The organism is Sphingomonas sp. OTU376 (assembly GCF_038440415.1).
In the GTDB taxonomy this organism is placed as follows: domain Bacteria; phylum Pseudomonadota; class Alphaproteobacteria; order Sphingomonadales; family Sphingomonadaceae; genus Sphingomonas; species Sphingomonas kyeonggiensis_A.
The window spans coordinates 14,360-39,156 of the sequence record NZ_JASATQ010000006.1 but is presented as its reverse complement, the minus strand read 5'-3'; the positions used below and the strand labels follow the sequence as shown (position 1 = coordinate 39,156).

General features: G+C 64.8%; 21 protein-coding genes. 11 read left to right on the top strand and 10 right to left on the bottom strand.

Annotated features, from left to right (window positions below; genetic code table 11):
* The first annotated feature begins 90 nt into the window (after window positions 1–90).
* The 4 genes from AAHM44_RS04185 to AAHM44_RS04170 are packed head-to-tail and all read left to right on the top strand — an operon-like array spanning window position 91 to window position 3,974.
* The gene (locus AAHM44_RS04185; RefSeq protein ID WP_342249136.1) at window positions 91–1,083 is read left to right on the top strand and encodes a TIGR03571 family LLM class oxidoreductase; all 993 of its coding nucleotides are present in this window, start codon (window positions 91–93) and stop codon (window positions 1,081–1,083) included.
* A 31-nt stretch (window positions 1,084–1,114) separates the two neighbouring features.
* On the top strand, window positions 1,115–1,942 hold the full coding sequence (locus tag AAHM44_RS04180) for an aldo/keto reductase (protein WP_342249135.1): 828 nt from the start codon (window positions 1,115–1,117) through the stop codon (window positions 1,940–1,942).
* Window positions 1,943–1,968: 26 nt separating this feature from the next.
* Window positions 1,969–3,084, top strand: a complete 1,116-nt coding sequence (locus AAHM44_RS04175) for an alkene reductase (protein WP_342249134.1) — start codon at window positions 1,969–1,971, stop codon at window positions 3,082–3,084.
* The gene (locus AAHM44_RS04170) at window positions 3,081–3,974 is read left to right on the top strand and encodes an NAD-dependent epimerase/dehydratase family protein (protein ID WP_342249133.1); all 894 of its coding nucleotides are present in this window, start codon (window positions 3,081–3,083) and stop codon (window positions 3,972–3,974) included. Before AAHM44_RS04175 ends, AAHM44_RS04170 begins: the two co-directional genes overlap by 4 nt.
* 220 nt (window positions 3,975–4,194) lie before the next feature.
* Here the strand turns inward: AAHM44_RS04170 and AAHM44_RS04165 are convergent, their stop codons facing one another.
* Window positions 4,195–4,863 (bottom strand): response regulator transcription factor, encoded by a 669-nt coding sequence (locus tag AAHM44_RS04165; protein WP_342249132.1) that lies wholly within the window; start codon window positions 4,861–4,863, stop codon window positions 4,195–4,197.
* Here AAHM44_RS04165 and AAHM44_RS04160 point away from each other — a divergent pair.
* The gene (locus AAHM44_RS04160; protein ID WP_342249131.1) at window positions 4,862–8,143 is read left to right on the top strand and encodes a sensor histidine kinase; all 3,282 of its coding nucleotides are present in this window, start codon (window positions 4,862–4,864) and stop codon (window positions 8,141–8,143) included. The two genes, AAHM44_RS04165 and AAHM44_RS04160, sit on opposite strands and share 2 nt — an antisense overlap.
* Before the next feature lie 38 nt (window positions 8,144–8,181).
* On the opposite strand, the gene AAHM44_RS04155 is transcribed toward AAHM44_RS04160, so the two are convergent.
* Together AAHM44_RS04155 and AAHM44_RS04150 are read right to left on the bottom strand one after the other, a co-directional pair.
* Window positions 8,182–9,339 (bottom strand): FAD binding domain-containing protein, encoded by a 1,158-nt coding sequence (locus AAHM44_RS04155; protein ID WP_342249130.1) that lies wholly within the window; start codon window positions 9,337–9,339, stop codon window positions 8,182–8,184.
* The gene (locus AAHM44_RS04150; RefSeq protein WP_342249129.1) at window positions 9,332–10,015 is read right to left on the bottom strand and encodes a DsbA family oxidoreductase; all 684 of its coding nucleotides are present in this window, start codon (window positions 10,013–10,015) and stop codon (window positions 9,332–9,334) included. The genes AAHM44_RS04155 and AAHM44_RS04150 overlap by 8 nt, the downstream gene beginning before the upstream one ends.
* 101 nt (window positions 10,016–10,116) lie before the next feature.
* On the opposite strand from AAHM44_RS04150, the gene AAHM44_RS04145 reads away from it, so the two are divergent.
* Together AAHM44_RS04145 and AAHM44_RS04140 are read left to right on the top strand one after the other, a co-directional pair.
* Window positions 10,117–11,058: a LysR family transcriptional regulator gene (locus AAHM44_RS04145; protein WP_342249128.1), complete on the top strand. Its 942-nt coding sequence runs from the start codon at window positions 10,117–10,119 to the stop codon at window positions 11,056–11,058.
* A gap of 151 nt (window positions 11,059–11,209) precedes the next feature.
* Window positions 11,210–12,328: an alkene reductase gene (locus tag AAHM44_RS04140; protein WP_342249127.1), complete on the top strand. Its 1,119-nt coding sequence runs from the start codon at window positions 11,210–11,212 to the stop codon at window positions 12,326–12,328.
* Between the two features lie 56 nt (window positions 12,329–12,384).
* Here AAHM44_RS04140 and dld read toward each other — a convergent pair whose 3' ends face one another.
* Together dld and AAHM44_RS04130 are read right to left on the bottom strand one after the other, a co-directional pair.
* Window positions 12,385–14,103 carry a D-lactate dehydrogenase gene (gene dld, locus AAHM44_RS04135; protein ID WP_446745950.1) on the bottom strand — a complete coding sequence of 573 codons (1,719 nt, stop codon included), beginning with the start codon at window positions 14,101–14,103 and terminating at the stop codon, window positions 12,385–12,387.
* Between the two features lie 14 nt (window positions 14,104–14,117).
* Complete coding sequence (locus tag AAHM44_RS04130; protein ID WP_342249126.1) at window positions 14,118–14,990, bottom strand: alpha/beta fold hydrolase; 873 nt, start codon at window positions 14,988–14,990, stop codon at window positions 14,118–14,120.
* A 331-nt stretch (window positions 14,991–15,321) separates the two neighbouring features.
* On the opposite strand from AAHM44_RS04130, the gene AAHM44_RS04125 reads away from it, so the two are divergent.
* From AAHM44_RS04125 to AAHM44_RS04110, 4 genes are all read left to right on the top strand, one after another.
* Window positions 15,322–15,876: a hypothetical protein gene (locus tag AAHM44_RS04125; RefSeq protein WP_342249125.1), complete on the top strand. Its 555-nt coding sequence runs from the start codon at window positions 15,322–15,324 to the stop codon at window positions 15,874–15,876.
* A 52-nt stretch (window positions 15,877–15,928) separates the two neighbouring features.
* Window positions 15,929–16,783 carry a fumarylacetoacetate hydrolase family protein gene (locus tag AAHM44_RS04120; RefSeq protein WP_342249124.1) on the top strand — a complete coding sequence of 285 codons (855 nt, stop codon included), beginning with the start codon at window positions 15,929–15,931 and terminating at the stop codon, window positions 16,781–16,783.
* Between the two features lie 224 nt (window positions 16,784–17,007).
* Complete coding sequence (locus AAHM44_RS04115) at window positions 17,008–18,120, top strand: NADH:flavin oxidoreductase/NADH oxidase (RefSeq protein ID WP_342249123.1); 1,113 nt, start codon at window positions 17,008–17,010, stop codon at window positions 18,118–18,120.
* Window positions 18,121–18,211: 91 nt separating this feature from the next.
* Complete coding sequence (locus AAHM44_RS04110) at window positions 18,212–18,787, top strand: TMEM175 family protein (RefSeq protein WP_342249122.1); 576 nt, start codon at window positions 18,212–18,214, stop codon at window positions 18,785–18,787.
* 15 nt (window positions 18,788–18,802) lie between these two features.
* Here AAHM44_RS04110 and AAHM44_RS04105 read toward each other — a convergent pair whose 3' ends face one another.
* From AAHM44_RS04105 to AAHM44_RS04085, 5 genes are all read right to left on the bottom strand, one after another.
* Entirely contained in the window at window positions 18,803–21,778 is a 2,976-nt protein-coding gene (locus tag AAHM44_RS04105; RefSeq protein WP_342249121.1) for a sensor histidine kinase, read from the bottom strand.
* A gap of 133 nt (window positions 21,779–21,911) precedes the next feature.
* The gene (locus AAHM44_RS04100; protein WP_342249120.1) at window positions 21,912–22,232 is read right to left on the bottom strand and encodes a GNAT family N-acetyltransferase; all 321 of its coding nucleotides are present in this window, start codon (window positions 22,230–22,232) and stop codon (window positions 21,912–21,914) included.
* Between the two features lie 46 nt (window positions 22,233–22,278).
* Window positions 22,279–22,992, bottom strand: a complete 714-nt coding sequence (locus tag AAHM44_RS04095; protein WP_342249119.1) for a YoaK family protein — start codon at window positions 22,990–22,992, stop codon at window positions 22,279–22,281.
* Between the two features lie 18 nt (window positions 22,993–23,010).
* Window positions 23,011–24,369, bottom strand: a complete 1,359-nt coding sequence (locus AAHM44_RS04090) for an alginate export family protein (RefSeq protein ID WP_342249118.1) — start codon at window positions 24,367–24,369, stop codon at window positions 23,011–23,013.
* The gene (locus tag AAHM44_RS04085) at window positions 24,362–24,796 is read right to left on the bottom strand and encodes a DoxX family protein (protein WP_342249117.1); all 435 of its coding nucleotides are present in this window, start codon (window positions 24,794–24,796) and stop codon (window positions 24,362–24,364) included. Before AAHM44_RS04085 ends, AAHM44_RS04090 begins: the two co-directional genes overlap by 8 nt.
* Window position 24,797 lies beyond the last annotated feature (1 nt).

Here is a 24,797-nt window from a genome sequence, read left to right as displayed (position 1 = left end):
TATGTGGAGCGCCGGCCAATTATCAAGGCGCGACGAAAGCTTCATCTAGCGGTCCAGGGCGGCATCGATGCCGCAGCACAGGAATAGATGATGACCGCGTACACTCCCTCTGCGCTCGACAAGGTTCGCATCCCCGGCCAGATCACGCTGGGGATCGAGCTGCCGCTCGACAATGACTGGTCGCCCTCAGGCGAGGCGAGACGCCTTGCCGATGGCCGCCCGGCGGGTGTGCCGGACCTCACGCGCCATGCCGAGCTCGTCCGCAAGGTCGACGGCCAGGGTTTCGCCGCCGTGTGGATGCGCGACGTTCCCGTCTTCGACAGCGCTCGGATGGGGGATGCCGGGTCGGTATACGAGGTCTTCTCCCATCTGGGCTTCCTCGCCGGGATCACCAGGAACGTCGCACTCGGCACCGCCGCCGTCGTGCTGCCGATCCGGCACCCGATGATGATCGCCAAGGCCGCGGCCAGCGTCGATGCCTTGTCGGGCGGACGGCTGATCCTGGGGGTGGCCTCGGGCGATCGGCCGATCGAATATCCGCTGCTCGGCCTCGATTTCGAGACGCGAGGCGAGCGTTTCCGCGAGGCGGTGGCCTATATGCGGACCGCCTGGATGCCCGGCGGCCTGCCCATCGGCGGCGGCGCGCGCGAGCCCAGTCTGGACCTGCTGCCGCGACCCGTTCGCGGCGCCATTCCCCTGGTGGTGGCGGGACAGGCCCAGCAGAGCGACGACTGGATCTCGGCGAACATGGACGGCCGCTTCGTCTATCCCGGTACGCTGGAGCGCCTCACTGCGCAGGCAGGGGCCTGGAAGGTGGCGAAGGGCGAGGGGGGTGCGTTCATCAGCGCCTTCCACCTCGATCTTGCCGAGGATCCCGGCGAGCCGCTGCAGCCGTTCCGCTTCGGCGGGCGCGCCGGGCGCAACGCCTTTATCGACCATCTGGAGCAGCTCCGGGAAGTCGGTGTCGATCATCTTGCCGTCCTGCTGCGCCGTTCCCGGCGGCCGGTCGACGAGGTGCTGGACGAATTGGCGGGCGACGTCCTGCCGCAACTGGGCAGCCTTCCTATTCGCGCTGCCGCCTGACCGTCGATCTTACACAAACGGAGAAGAACCCATGTTCAATGTCACGGCGCACGGCGCCTCCATTCCGGCGCTCGGCTTTGGCGTGTTCCGCATGTCCGACGAGGAAGTCGAGCGGATCATCCCTGAAGCGCTCTCTGTCGGTTTCCGCCATTTCGATACGGCGCAGATCTATGCGAACGAAGCAGCCCTTGGTCGTGCGCTTGCGGCGGCCGGCGCGAAGCGGGACGAGCTGTTCCTGACGACCAAGGTCTGGGTCGACAATTACGAGCCCGGTAAATTTGCGGCCTCGGTCGATGCGAGCCTGGACAAGCTGAAGGTTGACCAGGTCGACCTGCTGCTCATCCACTGGCCCGGCGACAAGGTGCCCGTGGCGGAGCAGGTCGCCATGCTGAACGCCGTCAAGGAAGCCGGCAAGGCGCGGCATATCGGCGTCAGCAACCAGAACATCGCCCAGATGCAAGAATCGGCCCGTGTCAGCAAGGCGCCGATCGTGACCAACCAGGTCGAGATCCATCCCTATATCGACCAGTCCAGCCTGTATGCGGCCGCCCGCGCGGCCGGCATCGCACTCACCGCTTATTACGGCATGGCCGACGGCAAGGTCATCAGCGATCCCGTCATCCAGACGATCGCCGCCAAATATGGCAAGACGCCCGCCCAGGTCGTCCTGCGCTGGCTGGTCCAGCAGGATGGCGTCATCGCCCTCTCCAAGACCGCCAATGTCGCACGTGTCGCCGAGAATTTCGCGATCTTCAACTTCGTCCTCGAAGCCGATGACATGGGAGCGATCCACGCCCTCGCGCGGCCCGACGGCCGGATCGTCAGCCCCGCGGGCCTCGCGCCCGAGTGGGACCGCTGAACCAGCTTTTCCAAGGAAGGACCATCATGAGCAAATTGTTCGAACCCTTTGCGATGGGCAGCCACCGGCTCGCCAACCGCATCGCGATGGCGCCGCTCACGCGCTCGCGCGCCCGGCCGCATAACGTGCCGTCCGATCTGGCCCCGCTTTATTATGCCCAGCGCGGCGAGGCCGGTCTGATCGTGACCGAAGGCACCGCGATCTCGCCCAACGCGATCGGCTATCTCGACGTCCCCGGCCTCTGGACGGCGGAACAGGTCGAGGCATGGAAGCCGGTCACCAAGGCGGTGCATGAACGCGGCGCGGTCATCTTCACCCAGCTCTGGCATGTCGGCCGGGTGAGCCATGTGTCGACCCAGCCGGGTCGCGCGGCACCGGTGAGCTCGACGTCGCGTATCGCGGCGGATTCGCAAGCCTTTGGCTTGCGCGACGACGGCACTGCGGCGCTTGTCGACGTGTCCACGCCGCGCGCGCTTACCACCGAGGAGGTCCGCGGCGTCACCGCCGACTTCGTCCGCGCCGCACGCAATGCGATCGAAGCCGGCTTTGACGGTATCGAGCTGCACGGCGCCAATGGCTATCTGATCGAGCAGTTCCTGAACCCGAACGTCAACGATCGTACCGACGCCTATCGGGGCGACACGCTGGAAGGCCGCACCCGCTTCCTGCTCGAGACGCTCGACGCGGTGATTGCCGCGATCGGCGCCGAGCGCACGGCGGTTCGCCTCTCGCCCTATGGCCAGCTCTTCGACAACCCGGCCTATCCCGAGATCGAGGAAACCTACCTCTATCTCGCCGACGAGTTCTCGCGGCGCGGCATTGCCTATGTTCATCTGATGGATCAGTCGACCCGCGGAAGCACGGGCACCCCGCCTGATTTCCTCGCGAAGTTCCGGACCCACTTCAAGGGCACGCTGATCCTCGCCGGCGGCATGACCCGTGAGCGCGCCGAGCAGATGATCGACGCCGGCCTTATCGATGTCGCGGCTTTCGGCGAGCCGTTCATCGCCAATCCGGACCTGGTGACGCGCCTGCGCAATCGCTGGCCGATCGCAGAGTCCGACCGCACCATCCATTATGGCGGCGGTGCCCGCGGCTACACCGACTTCCCCGTCTATTCACCCGAAGGAATGACCGCATGAAGATCTTCGTCACCGGCGCGAGCGGCTATATCGGCGGCTCGGTCGCGGCGCTCCTTGCCAGCAAGGGCCATCAGGTCCGCGGGCTCGTCCGGACCGCCGCCAAGGCGGACGGCGTGCGCGCCAAGGGCATCGAGCCCGTCATCGGCACGCTCGACGACGCCGCGCTGCTCACCGCGGAAGCGAAGGCGGCCGATGCCGTCATCAACGCCGCAGACAGCGATCACGAAGGTGCGGTCGAGGCACTGCTTGCCGGCCTCGCCGGCAGCCGCAAGCCCTTCATTCATACCAGCGGCACCAGCCTGGTGGGTGACGAGGCCATGGGCGAGCCGTCCGACGCTACCTTTGCCGAGGACACGCCGGTCCGGCCCGAGCCCGACAAGGAACGCCGGGTCGCGCTCAACAAGCGGATCATGTCCGCCGCACCTGGCGTGCGCAGCGTCGTGCTCTGCAACAGCCTCATCTATGGCCAGACGCTCGGCGCGCCCGCACAGAGCGTGCAGATCCCGCCGCTCGTGGCACAGGCGAAGGAAAGCGGCGTCGCCCGCTATATCGGCCGCGGCCTGAACATCTGGTCCAACGTCCATATCGCCGACATGGCGGACCTCTACCTGCTGGCGCTGGAGAAGGCGCCGGCCGGCAGCTTCTACTATGTCGAAAATGGCGAGGCGTCCTTCGGCGATCTGGTTCGCGCGATCGCAAGGAAGCTCGATCTCGGCGAAGCACAGAGCTGGCCTGCCTCTGACGCGATCGCCAAATGGGGTCGCGAGCTCGCGGTGTTCGCGCTGGGCTCGAACAGCCGGGTGCGTTCGGACAAGGCACGCACCGAGCTTGGCTGGTCGCCGGTACGCGACAGCGTGACCGACTGGGTCGAGGCCGAGCTCACCGCCTGACCGCGACGGTCTCTCGCCGAGCCGCGGCGGCGCCACATTATTGTGGCCTGCTGCGGCTCGAACGCCGGCCGAAAGCCCTGGCGCGACGGCAACCACCATCCCCAAGCGGAGTGCTGCGACTGTCGACCAGCTTCACGGCGACCTCGCGGGTCGTACGCTGGAACGGCTCGGCGGGTACTTCAGGAATAGTGCGCTGAGTGGGCGCGATCAGCGCTTCGCGCTAGATCCGGATCATGCCTCGACGAACCGCGACGGTCACCGCATGCGTGCGGTCGGACACCCCGAGCTTGGCGAAAATCGACTTCATATAGCCTTTGATCGTGTCCTCGGAGAGGGAGAGATGGCTCGCAATCTGCCGGTTCGAGTTGCCCGCCGCGGCGAGCGACAGGACCTCGCATTCCCGCTCGTTCAGGCGCTCGCTGTCGAGATGCCAGGCGATCTCGCGTGCGACCGAGACGCTCAGATGCCGTCCTCCGTTGAACACCGTCCGGATGGCATCGACGAGCTCGGTACGGACACCATCCTTGAGGACGTATCCGGCGGCGCCTTGCTCGAGTGCCCGAAACGCCTGGGCGTCTCCGGCAAAGGTGGTCAGAACGATGATCCGCGCTTCCGGGAATTCGCATCGAATCCTCTCGAGCACCTGCAGGCCGTCGAGACCGGGCATCTGCAGATCAAGCAACATCACATCCGGCCGCAACAAGCGATAGGCGTCGATCGCCTGAAGGCCATCCGCGGCTTCACCGGCGATCGCGATATCCGCATGGGCCGAGATGACCGCGTTGACGCCTTCGCGCAGCAATTGGTGATCATCGACGCTCAGAACCCTGATAGGCCGATCAAGACTGGTTCCAGGCCGGTCCGTTGCATCCCAATCCGATTCTTGCATGGCCGACTTTCCTGCTCGCTATTCTATGGTCCCACGCCAGGTCAGTGTGACAGGCGATCGCTATGGAACCGGGCTCATCACCGCATTAACCGCTTCTGGCCGCCACGCTTGTCATTATCGAAGGGGATTTCACATTGCAGCAGGCAAACGCGACCCCGGAAAGGCTCGTGACCTGCCCTCTAACCTGCAGACGCTGACCGTGGTTCGACGCGCATGGCGGCGGCGCTCGGTTGCGGCAATGGCCCTTGTGCCTTGCCTCGTAGCCACGGCTCCGGTCATCGTCCACGGCGCAGCGGCGCAGTCGCTTCCGGCGATTTCCATGGTCCCGGCGCATTTTCAAAAGAGGGTATGGACACAGGACAACGGCACCCCGCGCAACATCGTCCATATCGCGCAGACGCCCGACGGCTATCTCTGGATCGCGTCACAGGAGGGCCTTTACCGTTTTGATGGTGCATCGTTCGAGGAGATCCGCCCGCCAGCCGGTTCGCAGATGGAAGGCGCGTCGCCGCAGTCGCTCCTTGTCACCAGGAAGGGCGAATTATGGGTGAGCTACAGCCGCAGCGCGGGCGTCGCCGTCTACCGCCATGGCCGCCTGATCGACACAAGATTTCCGAACCCTCCTTCAGTCATCACCAATCTGGTCGAGGGCGCCGACGGCGCGATCTGGGCGGAGTGGGGCGGTCTCTCCCGACGCCTTTGGCGCTATCGTGGCGGAACATGGCAGCCGCTCGACGGCGCGCTCCATGTCCCCGAAGGCTATATGCTGGGCATGGTCGGGACGCCGGATGGAAGCCTCTGGGTGGCGATCCAGCGACCTGACCAAAGATCGAGCGGCATCGCGCGGCTCGCGCCGGGGGCAGCGCAGTTCACATGGCTCGGCGGCACATACCGGATGCCGCGCCTGGGTGTCGCCCCCGACGGGGCACTCTGGCTCGCGGATGGCAATGATCTTCGACTGTTTCGAACGGCGGACCAGAGGGAACCCAGGGCGGAAATCCGTTACCGCATTCCCGCCGAGCTCTCGCTGACGGGACTGGCGTTTGACCGGTTCGGAGGCATCTGGGGTGGCACACGCAACGGTGAGGTGTTTCGCGCAAACACGGCCGCGCATGCTCCGGGTGACCGCCCCGGGCAGATCGAGCTATTCGACAATCTCGCCTGGCGGGCGAAGGTCGGAGCCCGATTGTTCGTCGACGCGGAAGGCTCGATCTGGCTGGGGAGGGGGCGCCAGCTCGAACGATTCCGCCGCGCCAATGTGACGGCGGACCCGCTGGTGCGGGGCGACATGACGCGAGGCCTCAAGCTGACCGCGACTTCGGACGGGCTCGTTTACGCGCTCGCCGATCAGGTGCTGTTCCTGATAAGGCCCGACAGCGAGACACGTGCGCTGCGTCGCATACCTGACCCCATGGCGATGTGCGCAGGACATGCCTCGGGCGTCTGGATCCTCGATCGCAAGCAGACCATGCGCGTCCGGGCAGATGGCGCGCTCGACAGCCTCGGATCGGTTCCGACACTGGCAGCGCGCTGCGCCGAGGACGGACAGTCCAGGCTCTGGCTCCGCGGCCTGGATGGAAGCACCTGGTGGCGCGACGGGAGCGGCTGGCATCCCTTACGCGGCTACGAGGCGCCGGGCGGCAGCGGCGTGACCGTGGGGGCCGTCGCCAATGCGGATGGGGAAGTAGCGCTTGCAAACGAGGCGCCGGGCATGACCCTGGTCTCGGGCGCCAAGGTAATCCGCTATGATTTTCGTTCGCTCGGGATGGACGAGATCACGATGATCAACCCTGGCGAGCACGGCTTTTTCATCGCCGGGCGCCGCGGACTGATCCGGTTGCGTGACGGCGCCGCCCGAAAGCTCGATGCGCGGATCTACCCCTGGCTCGCTCGCATAAGCGGCATCGTACAAACTCCGCGCGGCGAGACCTGGCTTCGGGACTCCGACGGATTGAAGCGCATATTGACGGCCGAGCTCGATCGGGCTTTCGAGCAACCGGGCACGCCTATCGCGGTGCGGGAATTCGACAGCCGCGACGGTGCACCGCTCGACGCCCAGCCTTACGGGTTCCCGACACGCTCGATCGTATCGGGTGGCGACGGCCGCATCTGGACCATCACCGCGCAAGGGCTCGCCAGCATTGATCCGGCGCATCTGTTCGATCCGCCGGCGCCGCCCAAGGTCACGATCCGCAGCCTCGAAACGGGCTCCAGGCTCATCCTCGACCCCGTTTCGCTGACGCTGCCGCCCGGTACGACAACCGTGCGCTTCGTCTTTTCGGTCATGGGCCTGGCGGACCCGGATCGGGTACGGACACAGTACCGGTTGATCGGCCTCGAAACCGGCTGGACCGATCCCGGTGCGCGCAGGGCGACCACCTATACCAACCTGGCGCCCGGCAAATACCGGTTCGAAGTCATCGCCGCCGACGCCGCCGGCAACTGGAACCTCAAGGGCGCAGCGCTGGAGTTCGAGATACGACCGACCTTCCTGCAGAGCTGGCCGTTCAAGCTTCTCTGCGTGGTCGCGGCCCTGGCCCTGCTATGGGGCGCTTACCGGCTTCGCATGCGGGCTGTCGCGGCACAGATCCGCGCGCGCCTCGCCGAGCGGCATGATGAGCGCGAACGGATCGCGCGGGACCTTCACGATACGCTTCTTCAGTCGGTTCAGGCGCTCATCCTGCGCTTCCATCTCGCAAGCGACGCGCTTCCCCAGGATGCGCCCGGAAAGAAGGGACTGGAGGATACGCTGGGTCAGGCCCAGCGGGTGCTGGGAGAAGCGCGGGAACGGGTCCGCGGCCTGCGGCTTCACGCGGATCCCGAGACGCTCGAGCCCGCGATTTCCGGCGCGGCCCGGGAAATGGGCTTCACGCCCGGCGAGAATCTCTTCGTCAGCACCTCGGGCATGGGGCAGCGGCTCGACCCGGAGGCAACTGCCGAAATCCTGCACATCGCCAGGGAAGCGCTTTTCAACGTGATGCGGCATGCACGAGCAACACGGACCGAGGTCCATATCGACTATCGCCCCGCCATGCTCCAGCTGACGGTACGCGACGATGGCATCGGCATCGACCCCTCTATCCTTCGCGCCGGTCGCCGCGAAGGTCATTTCGGTCTGGTCGGCATGCGGGAACGCGCGGCCAGGCTGAAGGCCGAAATGATCCTCGACAGATCGAGCAGCGGCGGGACCACGATCATCCTCATGGTCCCGGCGGCGACCGCTTATGGCGATGTGCGGCGCCGGTGGTACGAGCGCTTCCTGCGCCGCAGGTCTCGCTGACGCGACCGCCACCCTTCGCGCGACGACCGGCCCGACAGTCAGCCGACCTCAAGAAGGGGCCGTCTTCCGAACAGAAGATGATCTCCGGTCTGCATCCCCTGCCGCAGAAGCGCCTTTCCGAGCGCCACCTGCGCCGGCTGCCACCGCGCGAGCGCGACATCGATATCGCTCGTCGATGCGAGCGCATCCGCAAGCGAAAGTGCGTTGGCTGCGGCCTTGGAGGAGCTGGCGGCGGTGTGCGGCCGCGGGATCGCCGCCGCATCCCCCAGGATCACAGCCCGGCCGCTAACCATCTGATCGACCGCCAGATCCCTTATGGTCTGGATGAAAGGCTGACGGGTTGCCCTGACGATCTCTCCGAAGGGAGGCGGTAACAGCTGGTCCGCCTCGGTATCGAGATGGGCCCGCCACCGATCCGCGAGCATGCCCTCGGGGATTGCCGAGACACGGGGCCTGCCGTTACGGTCGACCAGGATTTCCGCCAGAAGCGCCTCATCCGCAACGCGGTACCAGACCCAATTGTAGAGCCGGTGACCGACGCGCATATCATTATGCGCGCCGGGCACCAGATATCCCAGGATGTGGGAGCCCTTGTTGTTCGCGAAACCGAAATCGCCGTGCAGCATCTCGCGCGATACTGGCGGCATCTCATTCTCCGCGACAAGGCCGCGCCAGGCGACATAGCCGGCATAGCGGGGCCGTGCGTCGGGCCAAAGCAGCGCGCGAACCGCCGAGTTGCCGCCATCGGCACCGACCAGGAGATCCGCTGTCCTGCTCGATCCGTCGGCAAAGCGCGCCGTCACCGTCTCGGCGTCGCGATCCTGGTCGAGGCCGGCAAGCGTCATCCCCTGATGATAGCGCGCATCGCCAAAGCCCTTGCGGAGCGTCGAGTAGAGGAGCGACCAGGAGGTCTGCACCTGGGGCGCCAGCTGCTTCGACTGGATCGAGCCATCCGGCCCAAACACCGTGCGGTAGCGCGACGCCACGCCGAGGGTCATCGCCCCGACGTCGATCCCCATGCGCCGGAACACCTCGACCACCTCGGGCTGCAGCACGATCCCGCCGCCACGGCTGTCGAGATCGTGCGGCGAACGTTCGAAGACCTCCACATCCCACCCGGCCCGGCCAAGCAGGTTGGCGGTGAACAGTCCGGCCAGCGACCCGCCGACGATCAATGCCCTCGGCTTATCAGTCATCGCTCTGCTCCTTCCGGATTGCTGCCGCCGATGGATCGGCGGCGCGTGCGGCTGCGAGAATGGCATCCCGCAGGACCTCGACGGGCTGGGCACCTTCGAGAACGCGGCCGCCGATCTCGAAGAACGGGACGCCGCGAACACCCCGGTCTGCTGCGAAATGCTCGAGCGCGCGGACCTCCAGGCCAAGTTCGTCGCTCGCAAGCAAGCGCTCGACGGCGCTGCCCTCAAGCCCGACCTCGGCGGCGATCACCGCAAGGAGCCCAGGGTCGCCGATATCACCCCCTTCAGCGAAATAGGCGCGGAACACCGCGCGGACGAAGGCGGTCTGCTTGTCCTCGCGCCGTGCCAGCAGAGACAACCGATGGGCGAGCAAGCTGCTCGGGGTTCGCGTCATCGCATCATAGTCGAAAGGGACGTCGTCGACTGCTCCGGCTTCCTCGGTCCCGGCGTCAAGCGCCCGGGACCGTTCCCAGCTTCCAAACTTTCGCGACCGGTAGGCTTTGCGGTCCATTCCCTCGGCGGGCATATCGGGATTGAGCTCGAACGGCAGCCAGATGAGGTCGACCGCGACCTGCCCGGGCAGTCCGGCGATCGCCTTCGCGAGCCGTTGTTCGCCGATATGGCACCAGGGGCAGATGAAGTCGGAGGTAACCGTGATCTTCACGGGTTCTGTCATGTCGGGTCTCCAATTCGCAGCGGCGGATATCGCCATGCCGTCCCTGGTTGATAATGTTGGCTCATCCGCTATCTCCGTTGCGCAATACGCAAAGGTGACGAATGGATTTGCTGGCCGGCATCAAGGCGTTTCTGTCGGTCGCCGACGAAGGCGGGTTCGCCCCCGCCGCGCGCAAGGCAGGCGTCGCAACATCGTCGCTCACCCGGCAGGTCGATGGTCTGGAAGAGCATCTTTCGACCGTTCTGCTCAACCGCTCGACACGAAGCGTCACACTGACGCCAGCGGGCGAGGACTATTATCTGCGCGCGGTCCGGATCATCGCGGACCTCGACGATGCCAATCGCAGCATGAATGAGCGCGAAGGTACCCCGCGGGGCCTTTTGCGGGTCAGCCTGCCCGTCGCGTTCGCGCGGCTGCACGTGTCGCCGATCATTCCGGACTTCCTGCGCGGCTCCCCGGAGGTCGAGCTCGAGCTCGTCATGAGCGATCAGCCAGTCAACCTGGTGGAAGATCGGATCGATATCGCCATCCGGCTCGGGAGCCTTGAATCCTCCAGCCTGATCGCGCGCAAGCTCGCCCCGCACCGGCGCCTTCTGTGCGCAAGTCCCGCCTATCTTGCCGAACACGGTACTCCCTCGCGCCCGGCCGACCTTGCCCGGCACAACTGCCTCACCTTCTCCTATGCGAGCGGCGACCGCACCTGGCGCTTTGCGCGACAGGGAAAGGAGGAGATCGTCCGGGTCCGCGGAACCGTACGCGCCAATCATTCGGAGACGTTGCGCGAAGTAGCGGTCGCCGGGGTCGGCATGCTGCTCATGCCGACCTGGCTCGTCGGCGAGGATATCGCAGCCGGGCGCCTTTGCCGCGTCCTGCCCGAATGGGAGGCCGATATCGGGCGAACGTCTCCGGCCGCGTCGGACGGGGGCATTTATGCCCTCTATCATGCCGACCGCCGCACATCGGCCAAGTTGCGCGCCTTTATCGATTTCCTCGAGGCCCGGTTCGGATCTCCTCCTTATTGGGAATCCGGGGCCGGGGCCTGATCGGGCGCAGCCCGCCATTTGCGCAACCTCGCCCAGACCCATCGTTGCGCAGGGCGCAATACAGCCGGCCGAAATCACCGGATTATCACGCTCGACAGGCAAGGCCATATCGCACCGCATCCGGCGCCTCTGCGTCCCTTGGAGAAGTGCGATGAAACCAGACCTGTTCACGCCCCTCGATCTGGGAGCACTAAAGCTCCCGAACCGGATCGTGATGGCACCGCTCACGCGATCAAGGGCGGGGGAGGGCAATGTGCCTACCGACATGAGCATCGAATATTATCGGCAGCGTGCCGGGGCCGGCCTGATCATTACCGAGGCGACCCAGATCTCGCAGCAGGGGCAGGGCTATGCCTGGACGCCGGGCATCCACACGGCCGCACAGATCGAAGGCTGGTCCAAGGTCAGCGCGGCCGTCCATAAGGCGCAGGGGCGCATCTTCATGCAGCTCTGGCATGTCGGACGCGTCTCGCATCCGGTCTTCCAGCCAGGGGGCGGACTTCCCGTCGCGCCCAGCGCGATGCCGGTGCCCGGCAAGACCTTCATCATCGACGGCGAGGGAAATGGCGTCTGGGCCGACGTGCCTGTGCCCCAGGAACTCGATGTCGCCGGCATCGAGGCGATCGTGGCCGACTATGCCCAGGCAGCGCGCAACGCCATCGCGGCGGGGATGGACGGCGTCGAGATCCACGCGGCGAACGGCTATCTCATCGATCAGTTCATCAACAGCGCGAGCAACCACCGCACCGATTCCTACGGCGGCAGCATCGCCAACCGTTCGCGCTTCCTGCTCGAGGTCGTCGAGGCGGTAGTCGCCGCCATCGGCGCAAGTCGCGTCGCGGTTCGCCTGACCCCGATGGGGCGTTTCATGGGAATGGGCGACGACACGCCTGAAGAGACATTCGGCCATATCGCGTCCGCGCTCGACCGGGTCGGCCTGGCCTATCTCCACATCGTCGAACCCTCGACACTCGGGATCGAAACCGACACGCAGTTCGACCCTCGCTGGGACCTGATCGTCCAGCAAATCCGCCGGCTCTACCAGGGCACGATGATGCTCGCCGGCGGCTATGACCAGGCGCGCGCTGAACGGGCCCTGGCGGAGGGACGCGGCGACGTCATTGCCTTTGGCAAGCTGTTCATTGCCAACCCCGATCTGCCCGAGCGCTTTGCTCGCCATGCGCCGCTCAATGAGCCCGACCGCGACAGCTTCTTTGGTGGCGATGCCCGCGGATATGTCGATTATCCCTCTCTCGAAGCCGCTGCTTGAGCGATCGGGAGCCCGTTCCCCTGACAAGGCGCGGGCTCCCCTCGCAGGGGTGCGGATCAGGCCCAATCCGCCCGGCGCGACAATTGCCCGATGCCGGGGTTGAGACTGTTGGTCGGGTCGAGCTTTCGATAATGGCGCGCAAGATCCGGCTTTGCCGGATAAAGGTGCCCGACATTGTGTTCGGCGGGATATTCCGCACCCCGCTCGTCCAGGATCGCCAAGACCGCCTGCTCGAACGCGATCGGATCCTGTCCCTTCTTCACCAGATAGTCACGGTGGAAGACGTGGCAGAAGAAATGGCCGCAATAGCTGACACCCAGGATCTTTTCGGCAAGCTCCGGCGGCAGCCTCTCGTCCCAGTCCAGGTCGTTGCGCCGCAGCGCAACGTCGAGCGCCACGATGTCCGTGATCTCGTCCCTGTGGAGCGCCCGGTAGCGAATGGACGCGCCCGCGACCGCGAAACGGTGGAGAAAAGCCCGGTCGCCCTCGTCTTTGGTGCATTCGAAATAGTCACCCTGCGCGGTCGGGAATATCGCAGCAAGCACCGTGCGCGCCTCCCTGATCCCGTCACCGCCCATCTTGAGGATGAGATGATGCTCGAAGCGCTGGTCGAACTCGCGCATTCGCCGGGGCAAATGCCGCGGAAAGAGTGATGCGCCCGCCTGCATCACCCGATCCGAGAGATCATGCGGCGCCCAGGGGAGCCGCTTGCAGAACGCGTCGAAACGCGCCTTCAACGCAAAAAGGCGGGGGAGGTGCTTCGCCCCCAGATAGCGGATGGCCAGGAAGATGTCCTTGCCATAGCGCTCGGTCAGCCTGAACGCGGAGCGGTGAATATATTCGCCCTGGATAGGCAGCGACGCGAAGTCTTTGAGGATGGTCCGGCGGATCGCGGTCAGCTCGGCGGGGTCGTTCGTACCGATATAGAAATCGACGACGTCACGCTCGCTTGGAAAGGTGTCCAGGCGTACCGCGAACACCACGACATGCCCACCGCTTCCCGACGCCTCGAAATGATGGCGGGGATCGTTGTTGAAGCGCGCGGGCGTGTCCGCATCGACCTGGCGCACATGATCCTGATAGTGATGATCCGAGCAGACGCGACTGGAATCGTCGACAATATCGCTCTCCGGAATCGCCCCTGCATCGATGCGGGCGAGCATCGCTTCGGGTTCGACGCCCAGGCTCACGCCAAGATGATTGACCAGTTTGACCGCCCCATCGGGTGCGATCCAGGCATAAAGCGCCATCTGCGTATAGGCGGGGCCTCGGTGGATGAGCGCTCCGCCCGAATTGTTGCACACCCCACCCAGCACCGAGGCGCCGATGCACGAGGAGCCGATGCGGGAATGGGGCTCGCGGCCGATCGCCGCTGTCCTTTCCTCCAGCTCGAACAGGCGTGCGCCGGGCAGGCAGAGCGCCTGTGTGCCATCACGAATGAGCTGGATGCCATCGAGCCGGACGGTGCTGATGATGACGATTTCCCGGTCATAATCGTCACCGTCCGGCGTGGATCCGCCGGTCAGGCCCGTATTGGCGGCCTGCACGATCAGGATGACCCCAGCGCGGGCACAGGCATTCACCACCCGCCACAATTCGACCAGGCTGCCTGGCCGCACCACCGCCAGCGCATTACCGCCCCCAAAACGGAAACCGGTGCGATAGCGCTCCGTTTCCCGCGCTCCAGTAAGAAGCTCTCGTGCGCCCACGATGGTCTCGAGCTCGGCGAGAAGCACAGCCGATGAGAACGGAGCGGCCAAGTGCATGGCGGCCATCGTCCCGGTCAGCTTCACCGCGCCTCGCCCTGCCAGCCCTGCAGGAACTCGAGGAGAAGCGCGTTGACGGCCTCGGGGCGCTCCTCGTGCGGCAGGTGGCCGCAGCGCGCAATGGGAACCGCGCGCAGATTGTCCGCCATCTCGGCCCAGACTTTGGGCATGTCGAACATCTTGCCGACGGCGCCGAAATCGGCGCCCCAGAGCGCAAGCGTCGGGCAGCCGATCTTCACATCGGCATCGACCAGGTCCTGGGCCACGTCTTCCGCATTGGCCCGGTAGTCCGCCATTGCCCCACGCACCGCGCCGGGCGCCCGGTAGGCCCGGACATAGGTCTCGAACGCCTCGCCACTGATTGCCGAGGGGTCGTACGACCAGTCCGAGAAGAACCACCGCAGCCATTGTTCCTCCTTGCCCGCGATCAGCGTCTCGGGAAGGTCGGGGATCAGGTGAAAGAGGAAGAACCAATAGGCTTTCGCGATCTCGGCGTTGAGGTCGCGCGCGACGATCCTCGTGGGAACATTGTCCATCACGACCAGCCGATCGACCCGGTCAGGATAATCCTTGGCGAAGCGGGTAGCGACCCGCGCGCCACGGTCGTGGCCGACCAGCGCGATCCTGCCGATGCCGAGCGCATCGAGCAATGCGGCAAGGTCCTTCGCCATCGTGCGCTTGTCATAGCCGGTCGCGGGCTTGTCGGTTTCGCCATAGCCCCGCAGGTCGGGCGCGATCACGCGATAGAGCTCGCTTAAAACCGGAATCTGGAAACGCCAGGCAAAATTGGTTTCGGGAAACCCGTGCAAAAGTACGACCGGCGCCCCCGCGCCGGCGTCGATATAATTCTGGCGGATTCCGTTCGCCCGAAGCGTGTGGCTGGCAATGGCGCTCATGCTGTACCTATGATCTCGGCCGGCAGGTCATTCCTCCCGATTGCGCTGTCGAGCTTGCCCGTTGGCCGCCGCTCCCGATTGGCCCCGATTGAGGGCTTTTGTCGTATCCTGACCAAGCCGGTGGCGACGCGGAGCGTATCGCTCCTTTCAGGCCCTCAGACGGTCAATCGGGCGCGCGGGTCCGCGCCGACAGCCTTTGCGAGGATTGTCCAAGCGATCGCCCGATCCGCCAAGACCGTCGGCGCGGGCCCAGGCGATCTGCGTCCAGCGCTCAAAGCGGGACGGGGCTTTGAGCCCGGCGGTGTTTTCGCGAATGTTTGAAAGGAACGACATGAAGGTCCTCCACGACAAGATCCTCTCCCAATCCGCCTATTCTGCCGAGATCGACATGCCGGCGGACATGCTCGACATCGCGGATTGGCTCTTCACGCTTCCGGAAGCCGAATATCAGCGTTGCTGCATTCCCGATCATATCGCCTCGGGCGTGACCACCACCGACGATGGGCGCCGCATGTCGATCAACGTCGAGATGATCGGCACCGGGCTTGTCGTGCAGCACTATGTCGCCGAGGAGGCCGGCCCAAACTATTGCCGGATGAACTCCATTTCCGACGTTTTCACCGCGAACGGCCGGACCCAGGTCAATGTCATCTGGGAACTGATCGCGGAACCGATGGAAGAAGGGCGGACGCTCTACACCAACCGGGTAACCTCGCATCCCACCGACGCGTTCATGGGCTTCCTCGAGCAGCATGACCTGACCCTGGAAGGGGCCGCGCAGGCGCGACAGGAAGCGAGCAGCGATCACAACCGACGCGAGACGCCGCTATTCGCCGAGAGCATCGCCCGGCATGCCCGCGCGCGGCTTGAACGCGAGGTCGCATAATCCTCCGGGCCAGATCGGCCGGCAATCCTCAAAAAAAGCGGAAGGACATTGGATGAAGCTGGCACGAATTGGCGAACCGGGCGCCGAGCGTCCCGTCCTCGTCGATGCGGGTGGCGGCCTGCGTGACCTCTCGGCGCACCTCGTCGATTTCGACGGCGATACCCTTTCGGCAGCGGGGCTCGCCGAACTCGGCCGGCTCGATCCGGCGACTCTGCCAATGGTGCAAGGGCCGCTACGCTATGGCCCGCCGATCGCGCGCCCCGGCAAGATCATCTGCATCGGCCTGAACTATACGGATCACGCCGCCGAGGTCGGCTTGCCGCTTCCCAGCGAGCCGACGATGTTCATGAAGGGCTGCAAACCCAGCGGCCCCAATGATCCCGTGCGGCTCCCACGTGACGCCGGGAAGGGCGACTGGGAAGTCGAGCTTGGCATCGTGATCGGGCGCGAAGGCCTCTACATCGACGAGGAGGATGCCCTCGATCATGTCGCGGGCTATTGCCTGTTCAACGACCTGACCGAGCGATCCTATCAGATGGAGCGCGGCGGCCAGTGGACGAAAGGCAAGAGTTTCCCAGGTTTCGCGCCGATCGGCCCATGGCTGGTCACCCGGGACGAACTTGGCGACGCGGACGATCTCGCCATCTGGCTCGAGGTGAACGGCGTACGCCATCAGAACGGTCGAACGGCGAACCTCGTCTTCGGTGTCCGGCAGATCGTCAGCTACGTGTCGCAATTCTACATGCTCGAGGCCGGGGACTTCATTGCAACAGGCACGCCGGCCGGGGTCGGGCTCGGGCACAAGCCGCCCGTCTTCCTGAAGGCGGGAGATGTGATACGGCTTGGGATCGACGGGTTGGGCGTCCAGGAGCAGCGCGTTTTCGGCTGGGACGATCCGCAATTCTGAAGCACGGTCGGTGCGATCAGACCATCGAGGACCCGAAAGCCTCGATTTGCACGAGAACGCCCTCTTCTGGCAAAATCCGACACAATCCGCCATCCCAGCCCCGGGGACTGGAGGAATGCGGTGGCGTCGGGCCCATCTTTGAGCGCATCCGGATAGCTCAGCGCCCGGCTGCCGGGATCGCCTTTGCCCGGTGCGCTCGATCTGCCGGGAATGAGAGGAAAGAAATGGCAAGGCCGGCACTTTTCGAACCGTTTGATCTCGCCTCGCTCAGGCTTCCCAACCGCATCGTCGTCGCGCCAATGTGCCAATATTCCGCGATCGATGGCTGCATGAATGACTGGCACCTGGTGCATCTGTCACGCCTCGCTTTGTCAGGCGCGGCCTATGTCACGATCGAGGCGACCGCCGTTCTTCCCGAAGGGCGCATTTCCGACAAGGATGTCGGACTTTGGGATTCAGCGACCGCCGCGGCCATGGAAAGCACCGTCACGCGCATAAAGGCGCTGGCGAACGTGCCGATCCTCGTCCAGCTTTCCCATGCCGGCCGCAAGGCCTCCGTCGAGGTGCCCTGGCTTGGAGGCGGACAGATCGGGCCGGCCGAGCCGCGAGGATGGCAGACCGTCGCACCGTCCCCGATCGGCTTTCATCATCGCGATGCGGCGCCAGCCGAACTCACGCATCACGATCTCGCGCGCATCCGGGAGGCGTTCGCCGAGGCGGCGAAGCGCGCGGTGGATATCGGTCTGGACGGCATCGAGATCCATGCCGCGCACGGCTATCTTCTGCACCAATTCCTCTCGCCGCTCGCAAATCAGCGGTCGGATGAATTCGGCGGAAACCGGCGGAACCGGGCACGCTTTCCGCTCGAGATCGTCGATGCGATCCGCGCCGTGGTTCCTGACTCCATGCCGGTCGTGGTGCGTGTGTCCGCCACGGACTGGGTTCCGGGAGGGTTGACGCTCGACGACATCATCGATTTCGCGCAAGCCGTGAAGGAACAGGGCTGCACCGCAATCCATGTATCGACCGGGGGCCTCCATCCCGCGCAGAAAATCCCCGTCGGACCCAGTTACCAAGTGCCGTTCGCGCGCGCCATCAAGGATGCCGTCGGCCTTCCCGTCATAGCAGTCGGCCTCATCACCGAGCCGGCGCAGGCGGAAGCGATCGTGGCGATCGGGGACGCTGACCTGATCGCGCTTGCGCGCGGGATCCTCTACGATCCCAATTGGCCCTGGCACGCCGCGGCCGCCCTGGGCGGACGGGTCCGGGCGCCAGATCAGTATCTCCGGTCGCAGCCCAGGCTGTTCCCCGATCTGTTCAAGCCGGAAAGCGGCTGACGCGACCGAGGCGCGGAAAGCAGGCGATGCCCGACCTAAGCCAGCGGCGCCGGGCCGAACTCACTTCCTGGATATCGAGGTATCGCTCGCCATGGATTCCAAACGCCTCGAAGCGTTCACGGACGGAGTCGTCGCGATCATCATCACCATCATGGTGCTGGATCTCAAGGTTCCCATGGGCGGCTCGCTTCTCGATCTCGGCCAGTGCCTTCCGGTGCTGCTGGCCTATCTTTTGAGCTTCATCAACGTGGGCCTCTACTGGAACAACCACCATCATCTCTTCAAGCTCAACCCGAAGATCGATGGCCGCGTCCTTTGGGCAAATCTCTTCCTGCTGTTCTGGTTGAGCCTCGTCCCGTTCGTCATCCGCTGGCTCGACAGCAGCGACTATTCGACCGGCGCGACCGCGGCCTACGGCATCGTCCTCGGCCTGGCCGCCATCGGCTATTTCCTGACCGAGCGTGCCCTCATCGCGTGCAACGGGACCGGCTCGAGGCTCTCGCGGGCACTTGGAACGGACTGGAAGGGCAGGGGAACACTGGTGATCTACGCTGCGGCAATTCCGCTCGCCTTCATCAGCCGCTGGATAGCGATTGCCTGCTATATGGCGGTGATTGCGCTCTGGTTCATACCGGATCGTCGCCTTGCGAACATGATCGAGGGCTAGGGCAGGCCGCGGCGCTCAGCGATACGCGATCCGCGCGGGGATCGCGAGGCTGATCTCGGTGCCGTGTGGCCTCGCTTCACTTATCCGGAAGCTCGCGCCCAATCTTTGCGAGCGCTCGCGCATATGGACCAGGCCGTAATGGCCTTCCTTCTTCCCGGCACGGCGCACCATCTCGTCGATTCCCACCCCATCATCGCTGATCGAGATCGCGACCCCATCGCGGCTGTTGGCGATCCTGATCGACACCATGCCCGCACCCGCGTGGCGCAGGGCATTGAACATCGCCTCACTTGCGATACGGGAGATATCGTCGGCGACGGGCGCGCAGACGGGCCGGGGCGTTCCGGTCTCCCTGATCGCCCAGCGCAGCTCGGTGCGAAGCACCTGGCGGGCTATTCCCGACAGCATCGGCGCGAGCTCGACGGGTTCGGTCTCCTCGCGCAGATACCGCACGCGGTCGCGCCCCTCCTGCAAGACGTCATCCGCGCGCTCGAGCGTGGTCTCGAATTCGGCGCGGACGGGGTGATCTCCCGGCAGCCGGTGCAGGATCGACTGGAAGCGGAGGACCAGCCCCTGAACGCCCTGGAGCAGCGTGTCGTGAAGCTCCTGGGCGATATGCTCGCGCACGGCGAGGCGATCCTCGATACGCACGCGGGTCGCCTCCGATGCCGCGCGCATCCGCCACTGGACAAGCGCCCACAGCAGAACCGCAAAGATGAGGAAAAGGGCGGTCTTGAACCACCAGGTTTGCCAGAAGAACGGAAGGATGGTGACCGATATCACGGCACCCGCCTTGTTCCATACGCCATCCGCATTGGCGGCGATGACCTGGAAGCGATAAGTCCCAGGCGGCACGCCCGTATAGGTCGCCTGGCGCCTGCCAGCGGCATCGACCCAGTTCTCATCGATGCCGCCGAGCTTGTAACGATAGCTGTTCGCACCCGGATCGGTAAGGCTCAGCGCAACATAGTCGAACTGTACGCGCGTGGTGCCAGCGGGCAATGTCATGTTTGAGGCCGCGAAAATCTGCCCATTTGCCTCCAGGCTCCGGATGCTCACCGGCGGCGGAACGAGATTGCGGACGATCCTGGCAGGATCGATGCGCACCACACCACGGCTGGTTGCGAACCAAGGGTATCCCGCTTTGTCGATGGCGGCATCATTGGTCACATAGGCGAAGCTGCGGCTATTGAGCCCAAGACCGGCCCCGATCATTTGGTGGGGCAGGACCGCGGTCGGTGCGTCAAAGGCCTTGTCGAAGTCGCTGCGCGCGACCCGGAAAATCCCCTCGCTTCCGATCAGCCATGCGTCCTGGGGGCCAAGTGCGATACCGCTTATTCCGCTAAGCCATGGATTGTAGCGGGATTCCAGACTGACGAACCGGCTGCCGTCATAGCGCGCAAGGCCTTTCTCCCCGCCAAGGTAAAGCAGGTTCCCGAGCTTCTTGATGACGCGGATGAAGCCGATCTTGATCTGTTCGTCCTGCCAGAGGGTTTGCACCGATCCCGGCGTGGCATGAAGGAGCGCATGCATCGGCCGACTGAGATAGAAGCCGTCCTTGCCGTCACTCAGCATCAACTGCGCGCCAGGCCATCCCTTCTGAAGCTGCCACGTCCCGTCTGTCAGCCGGAAGAGCCCCTGTGATGGCACGGTAACCCAGGCAATGCCGGCCGGGTCGATCGCACAGTCGCTGACGCCGCTGATGCCCGCTGGCCCCGCGTAAGACGTCCAGGTCTCTCCGCGCTTCAGCTGATGCCGCTTGAGCGAGGGCGCCAGCAACACGTCGTTCGGGCCGGCGCATAGCGCCGTCACATACAGGGCCTTGCGGACCAATTGCGCGCCATTTCCGCTCAGGCGATAAATGCCGGCATCCGTCGCCAGATAAGTCGGTGCGTCGGTGCCCGGACCGGCCACAAAGCCGGTGGTCGGCGTACCCGGCAGATCGGCTTTGAGGACCGGCGAGCGAATATAGTTCACCAGACCATCGGGGCCGCCGCCCCAGATCGTTCCTTCCCGGTCGCGGAACAGGACCCTTGAGCGAACGGGGATCACGTCCCGGCCGCCTGGGAGGGTCTTCAGGTTGGACAGCCGAATAATCCCTTCCTGATGGCCCGCCATCCAAGCGAGGCCATCTTCGAAGAGGAGCGACCGTTTTCCAGCACCCCCCGCACTCGGCCCGTCGCTCTCGAACCTGATCAGCGAACGCGGCGCGGAGAGCCGCTGGAGACCGATCGAGCTCAGCAGCCAGAGCGTACCATTTGCGTCCTCGGCGAACGACGTCGCGAAGCCAACCTGCTCGGCGATCTTCTCCGGATGCGTCGCACCGGGCGCGAGGCGCAGGATGCTGTGGAACTGAGCGAACCACAAGGTACCGTCCCGCGCTTGATAAATGCTCTGTATAGGCTCGGGCTGCAGCCAATCCTTGCGCGTATAGGTCTGCCAGCGCCCCTGATGGAGCCGTCGCAATTCGCTGCCCGCGCTGCCATTGACACTCACCCAGACATCGCCGTCTCGCGCTACGATGATATCCGACACCGAACCGCGAGGCCGCCTCTCGGCATTGGCATCGCGCAATCGGCCGTCGCGAAAGACGCCGACGCCGCCAAAGTCGTAGCCAACCCACAATGCACCATCGGGCGCCGCGGCGAGAGCCGTTATCTGGTTCGAACGCCACTGGTTGAACGTCTCCGGCGCGACCTTCTCGAAGGCGAGGCCGTCGAAGCGATAGAGACCGTTCGACGTGCCAAGCCAAAGAAAGCCATCGCGCGTCTGGGCAATCGCGCGAATGTCCGCCGGCGACCCTTCCTCGACGTCCCAATGGCGGTGGGTATATCCAGGAATCTGCTGAGCCGCAGCCTGCGACTGCCCGCACGCCAGCGCGCATGCAACGAGCAAAGCCAGCACCATCCTGGCAGGACTGGACACCCGCTTTCCAAGCCTGAAGAAGGCGATTGACGATCCTGTGCTTCGGTGCGTTCCCGCTTCGATCATTGATACTGCAATTGCTGGATCGGCATGCGGTTACCCCGTTTCGTTTCGCTATAGCCGATCGCCAGCGGCAAGCCTATCTTGCGCAGGGGATTGTCATCGTCGCCTTCCTTGAACCTTTACACCGCGGGGCTCGCTAGATCTCTGCAAACGAGCCTCGGCTCTCATCGACGACTTCGCGATATTCGGGGTGGCGGGCATACCATGAGCGCAGGAACGGACACTTCAACACCAGAGTGAGGCGCCGGGACCGGGCGATCTCGAACAACCCTCGCGCCAGCGCCGACGCAAATCCCCGACCCTCATACTGGCTGGGCACCTCGGTGTGGGTCAGGACGAGCCGACCTTTGGCATCGAGGCGGTAATAGGCGGCGGCGATCGCATCGCCTTCGATCGCCAGCTCGAAACGATGCGCATCGTCGTTCCGAACGACGTCCGAGGCGCCATGCTCAGTCATGTTTGTCCTTTTCATCGCGAATGGAGATCAGCCGGCTCGAGGCCGGTCAGACCGATCTTGGCAGTGCGGCTGCCGGGTGGCGGACGCAGGCGATCGTTCCGAACAACACGATGATGCCCGAGACGAGCAGGGGCAGCGCCAGCCCCCAGCGCATGACCATGACCGCTCCGAGCGCCGCGCCGACCAGGATGGCCAGCACGGCTGCGATGCGACGCCCAAGGTTGGGGCTTGCGCCACCCGCCATGCGCGAATCCGCGGCAATGCCTGTCAGGGTCAAGGTCAGCACGGTCGTGGTCAGATCCGGCACCTTCAACTGGCGGATCGTCGCGTTGCGGAAACCCATGGCGATCGCGGTCAACCCGATTATCCCGTACAGGCCCCAGCGAGGCTCGAGATTTTCTGGCGAATAATAAAGCGCCATGATCGCGGCCACCCAGAGAAGGGCCGCCTCGACTACGGCCGCAATCGTCAGCCAGTGGCGCAGCGGTCGCTTGCCATAGGACAGACCCACCCGGCCTGCGATGAGCGCGCCGGCCAGGAAGGTGACGATCGCGAACAGATTGGGACCCACGCTGAAGCCGGGCGTCTGAGCAAGGCCGAAGCCCAGAAAGACGATATTTCCTGTCATGTTTGCCGAGAAAACCTTCGCAAGGCCCAGGATGCTCACTGCATCGACAAGACCGGTCGTCACCGACAGAAGCAGCAGAAGGCCGGGAAGAGGCGAGCCGCGCGGTGCGCCGGGTGCGGAGTTTGTTTCCATGTTTCGCTTCTCCAGTTCCTAAAATCGGAAATTGCCCTCGAGACCGATCATCCGAATGGTCTTGGCGGGGCCTGTCTCCTTGATGAAATCTCCGGGTGCAAAGACCGAGAAGGAGGTCGACAATTCGAGCTCGGCCGTCGCCTGCCAGGCGAGCGTGACCTCGGCTTCCTTACCGATGAAGCGCGCCTTGCTGTTGCCGGGCGCCCGGATGAGATTTCCCGGAATGTCATAGACACCGTCGGCGGTCGCATATCGCCAATATCCCATGCCCGCGACGCTGGCCGAGAATTGCTTGCCCAGCGGTGCGCTGAGCCGCGGATTGAGGCTGATGATATTGGTCGGACCGACCGGCGACAGTTCGCCGAAATATTTGCCCTTGGGAAAGAGGGCATTGAATGTGCCCAGCCGATTGTCATCACGGTGCGTGTCGCCGCTTACGACGTTGAAGCGCACCGTGGCATCCGGCGACAGCGGGATCCCCGACAATGTGCGCCCGACCTCGGTCGCCACGGTCCATGCACCGATCTTCTTGTCGGCGAAGGTTCCGAACTGTCCGGCCGCCTCGATATTCCAGTGCCAGTCATGGCTCGCACCATAATAGCGGACACCCAGCGTGTGGCGCTCCTCGCGACCCTGCTGTCCCCCGAATTTTGCCGCTCGGTTGCGATAGCCGAGATAATAGAGATCGAGCCTCGGAAGCGTGGCATAGGCGCCCCATAGCGCTTTGGTGGGCGACGTCCGGTCATCAAAGGAACCTGGGCCGGGCGCGACCGGCTTCATGGCAAGCAGGCTGAGCTTTGACTTGCCGATCGACACGATCCCGCGCACGCCGTCAAAGGCGAGCGGCACATTAGGGCCATAACGCGTCCCCACCAGCCGCTCGGTGCCCAGCGACAGCATCTGACGGCCGCCGCGCACCGTGACCGGCCCCAGATCGAGTTCGCCAAAGGCTTGAAGCATGTCGACACGCGTCTGGTCGATCGGGCTGGCCGACGGCCGCACGCCTGCCGCATAAGCGATGACGGGCTGCGCGAACGCCCGTACGCGACCGACATGGAGGTCGGCATAGGGAAGGGCGCGAAGCCATAAATAGCTGTCGTCCGGCGCGTCGCCACCGCCCCAGAGGTTGTTCTTGTAATCCTCGTTGCGCGCGCGCAGCTCGACGCCCGTAGACAGCCAGATATCGTCGGTGATCGGGATATATTTGAACTGGCCCGTCCAGTGATGCCCGCGCTTCTCCGCATCGGCGAGATCCGACCAGTCCTCATCATACCGCGTGATCGAAAGGGTCGGCGCCTGCCAGGCCTCGGTTGTCTGCGCGGCAACCTTCGCCGGAATGAGAGCGGCCAGGAGAATAGCAGGCGCAAGTCTAGGCACGCCGGCGCGCCCGCTCGGCGACGAGCGCCGCGAGAATGAACCCGCCGACCAGACCGACATGCTCGAAGAACGCGTTGGTGGCTCCAAAGCGTTCAGGCCCTGCCGGCATCGTCCAGAAGGCATTGGCCGTGAATGCCGCAAGAAGCGTGAACACGCCGAGCATACCGGCACCGAGCCAGATCCGACGGCCGGACAGGATCAGGGCGGGACCGACGATTTCGACGACGACTGTGATTGCCGCCCAAAGCGCGGGCGGGTTCATGCCAAAATGAGCCTGCTCGGCCACCGCGGCGGAAAAATCCGTCAGCTTCACGATGCCCCCGAGCAGATAAGCCCCGACCAGAAGCAGCCGCGCCAGGAACCAGGTGATTGGCCAGTCGAGGATCGTGTCGACGAAGCGGGGATCGCGCCCGGACCCGGCATCCATC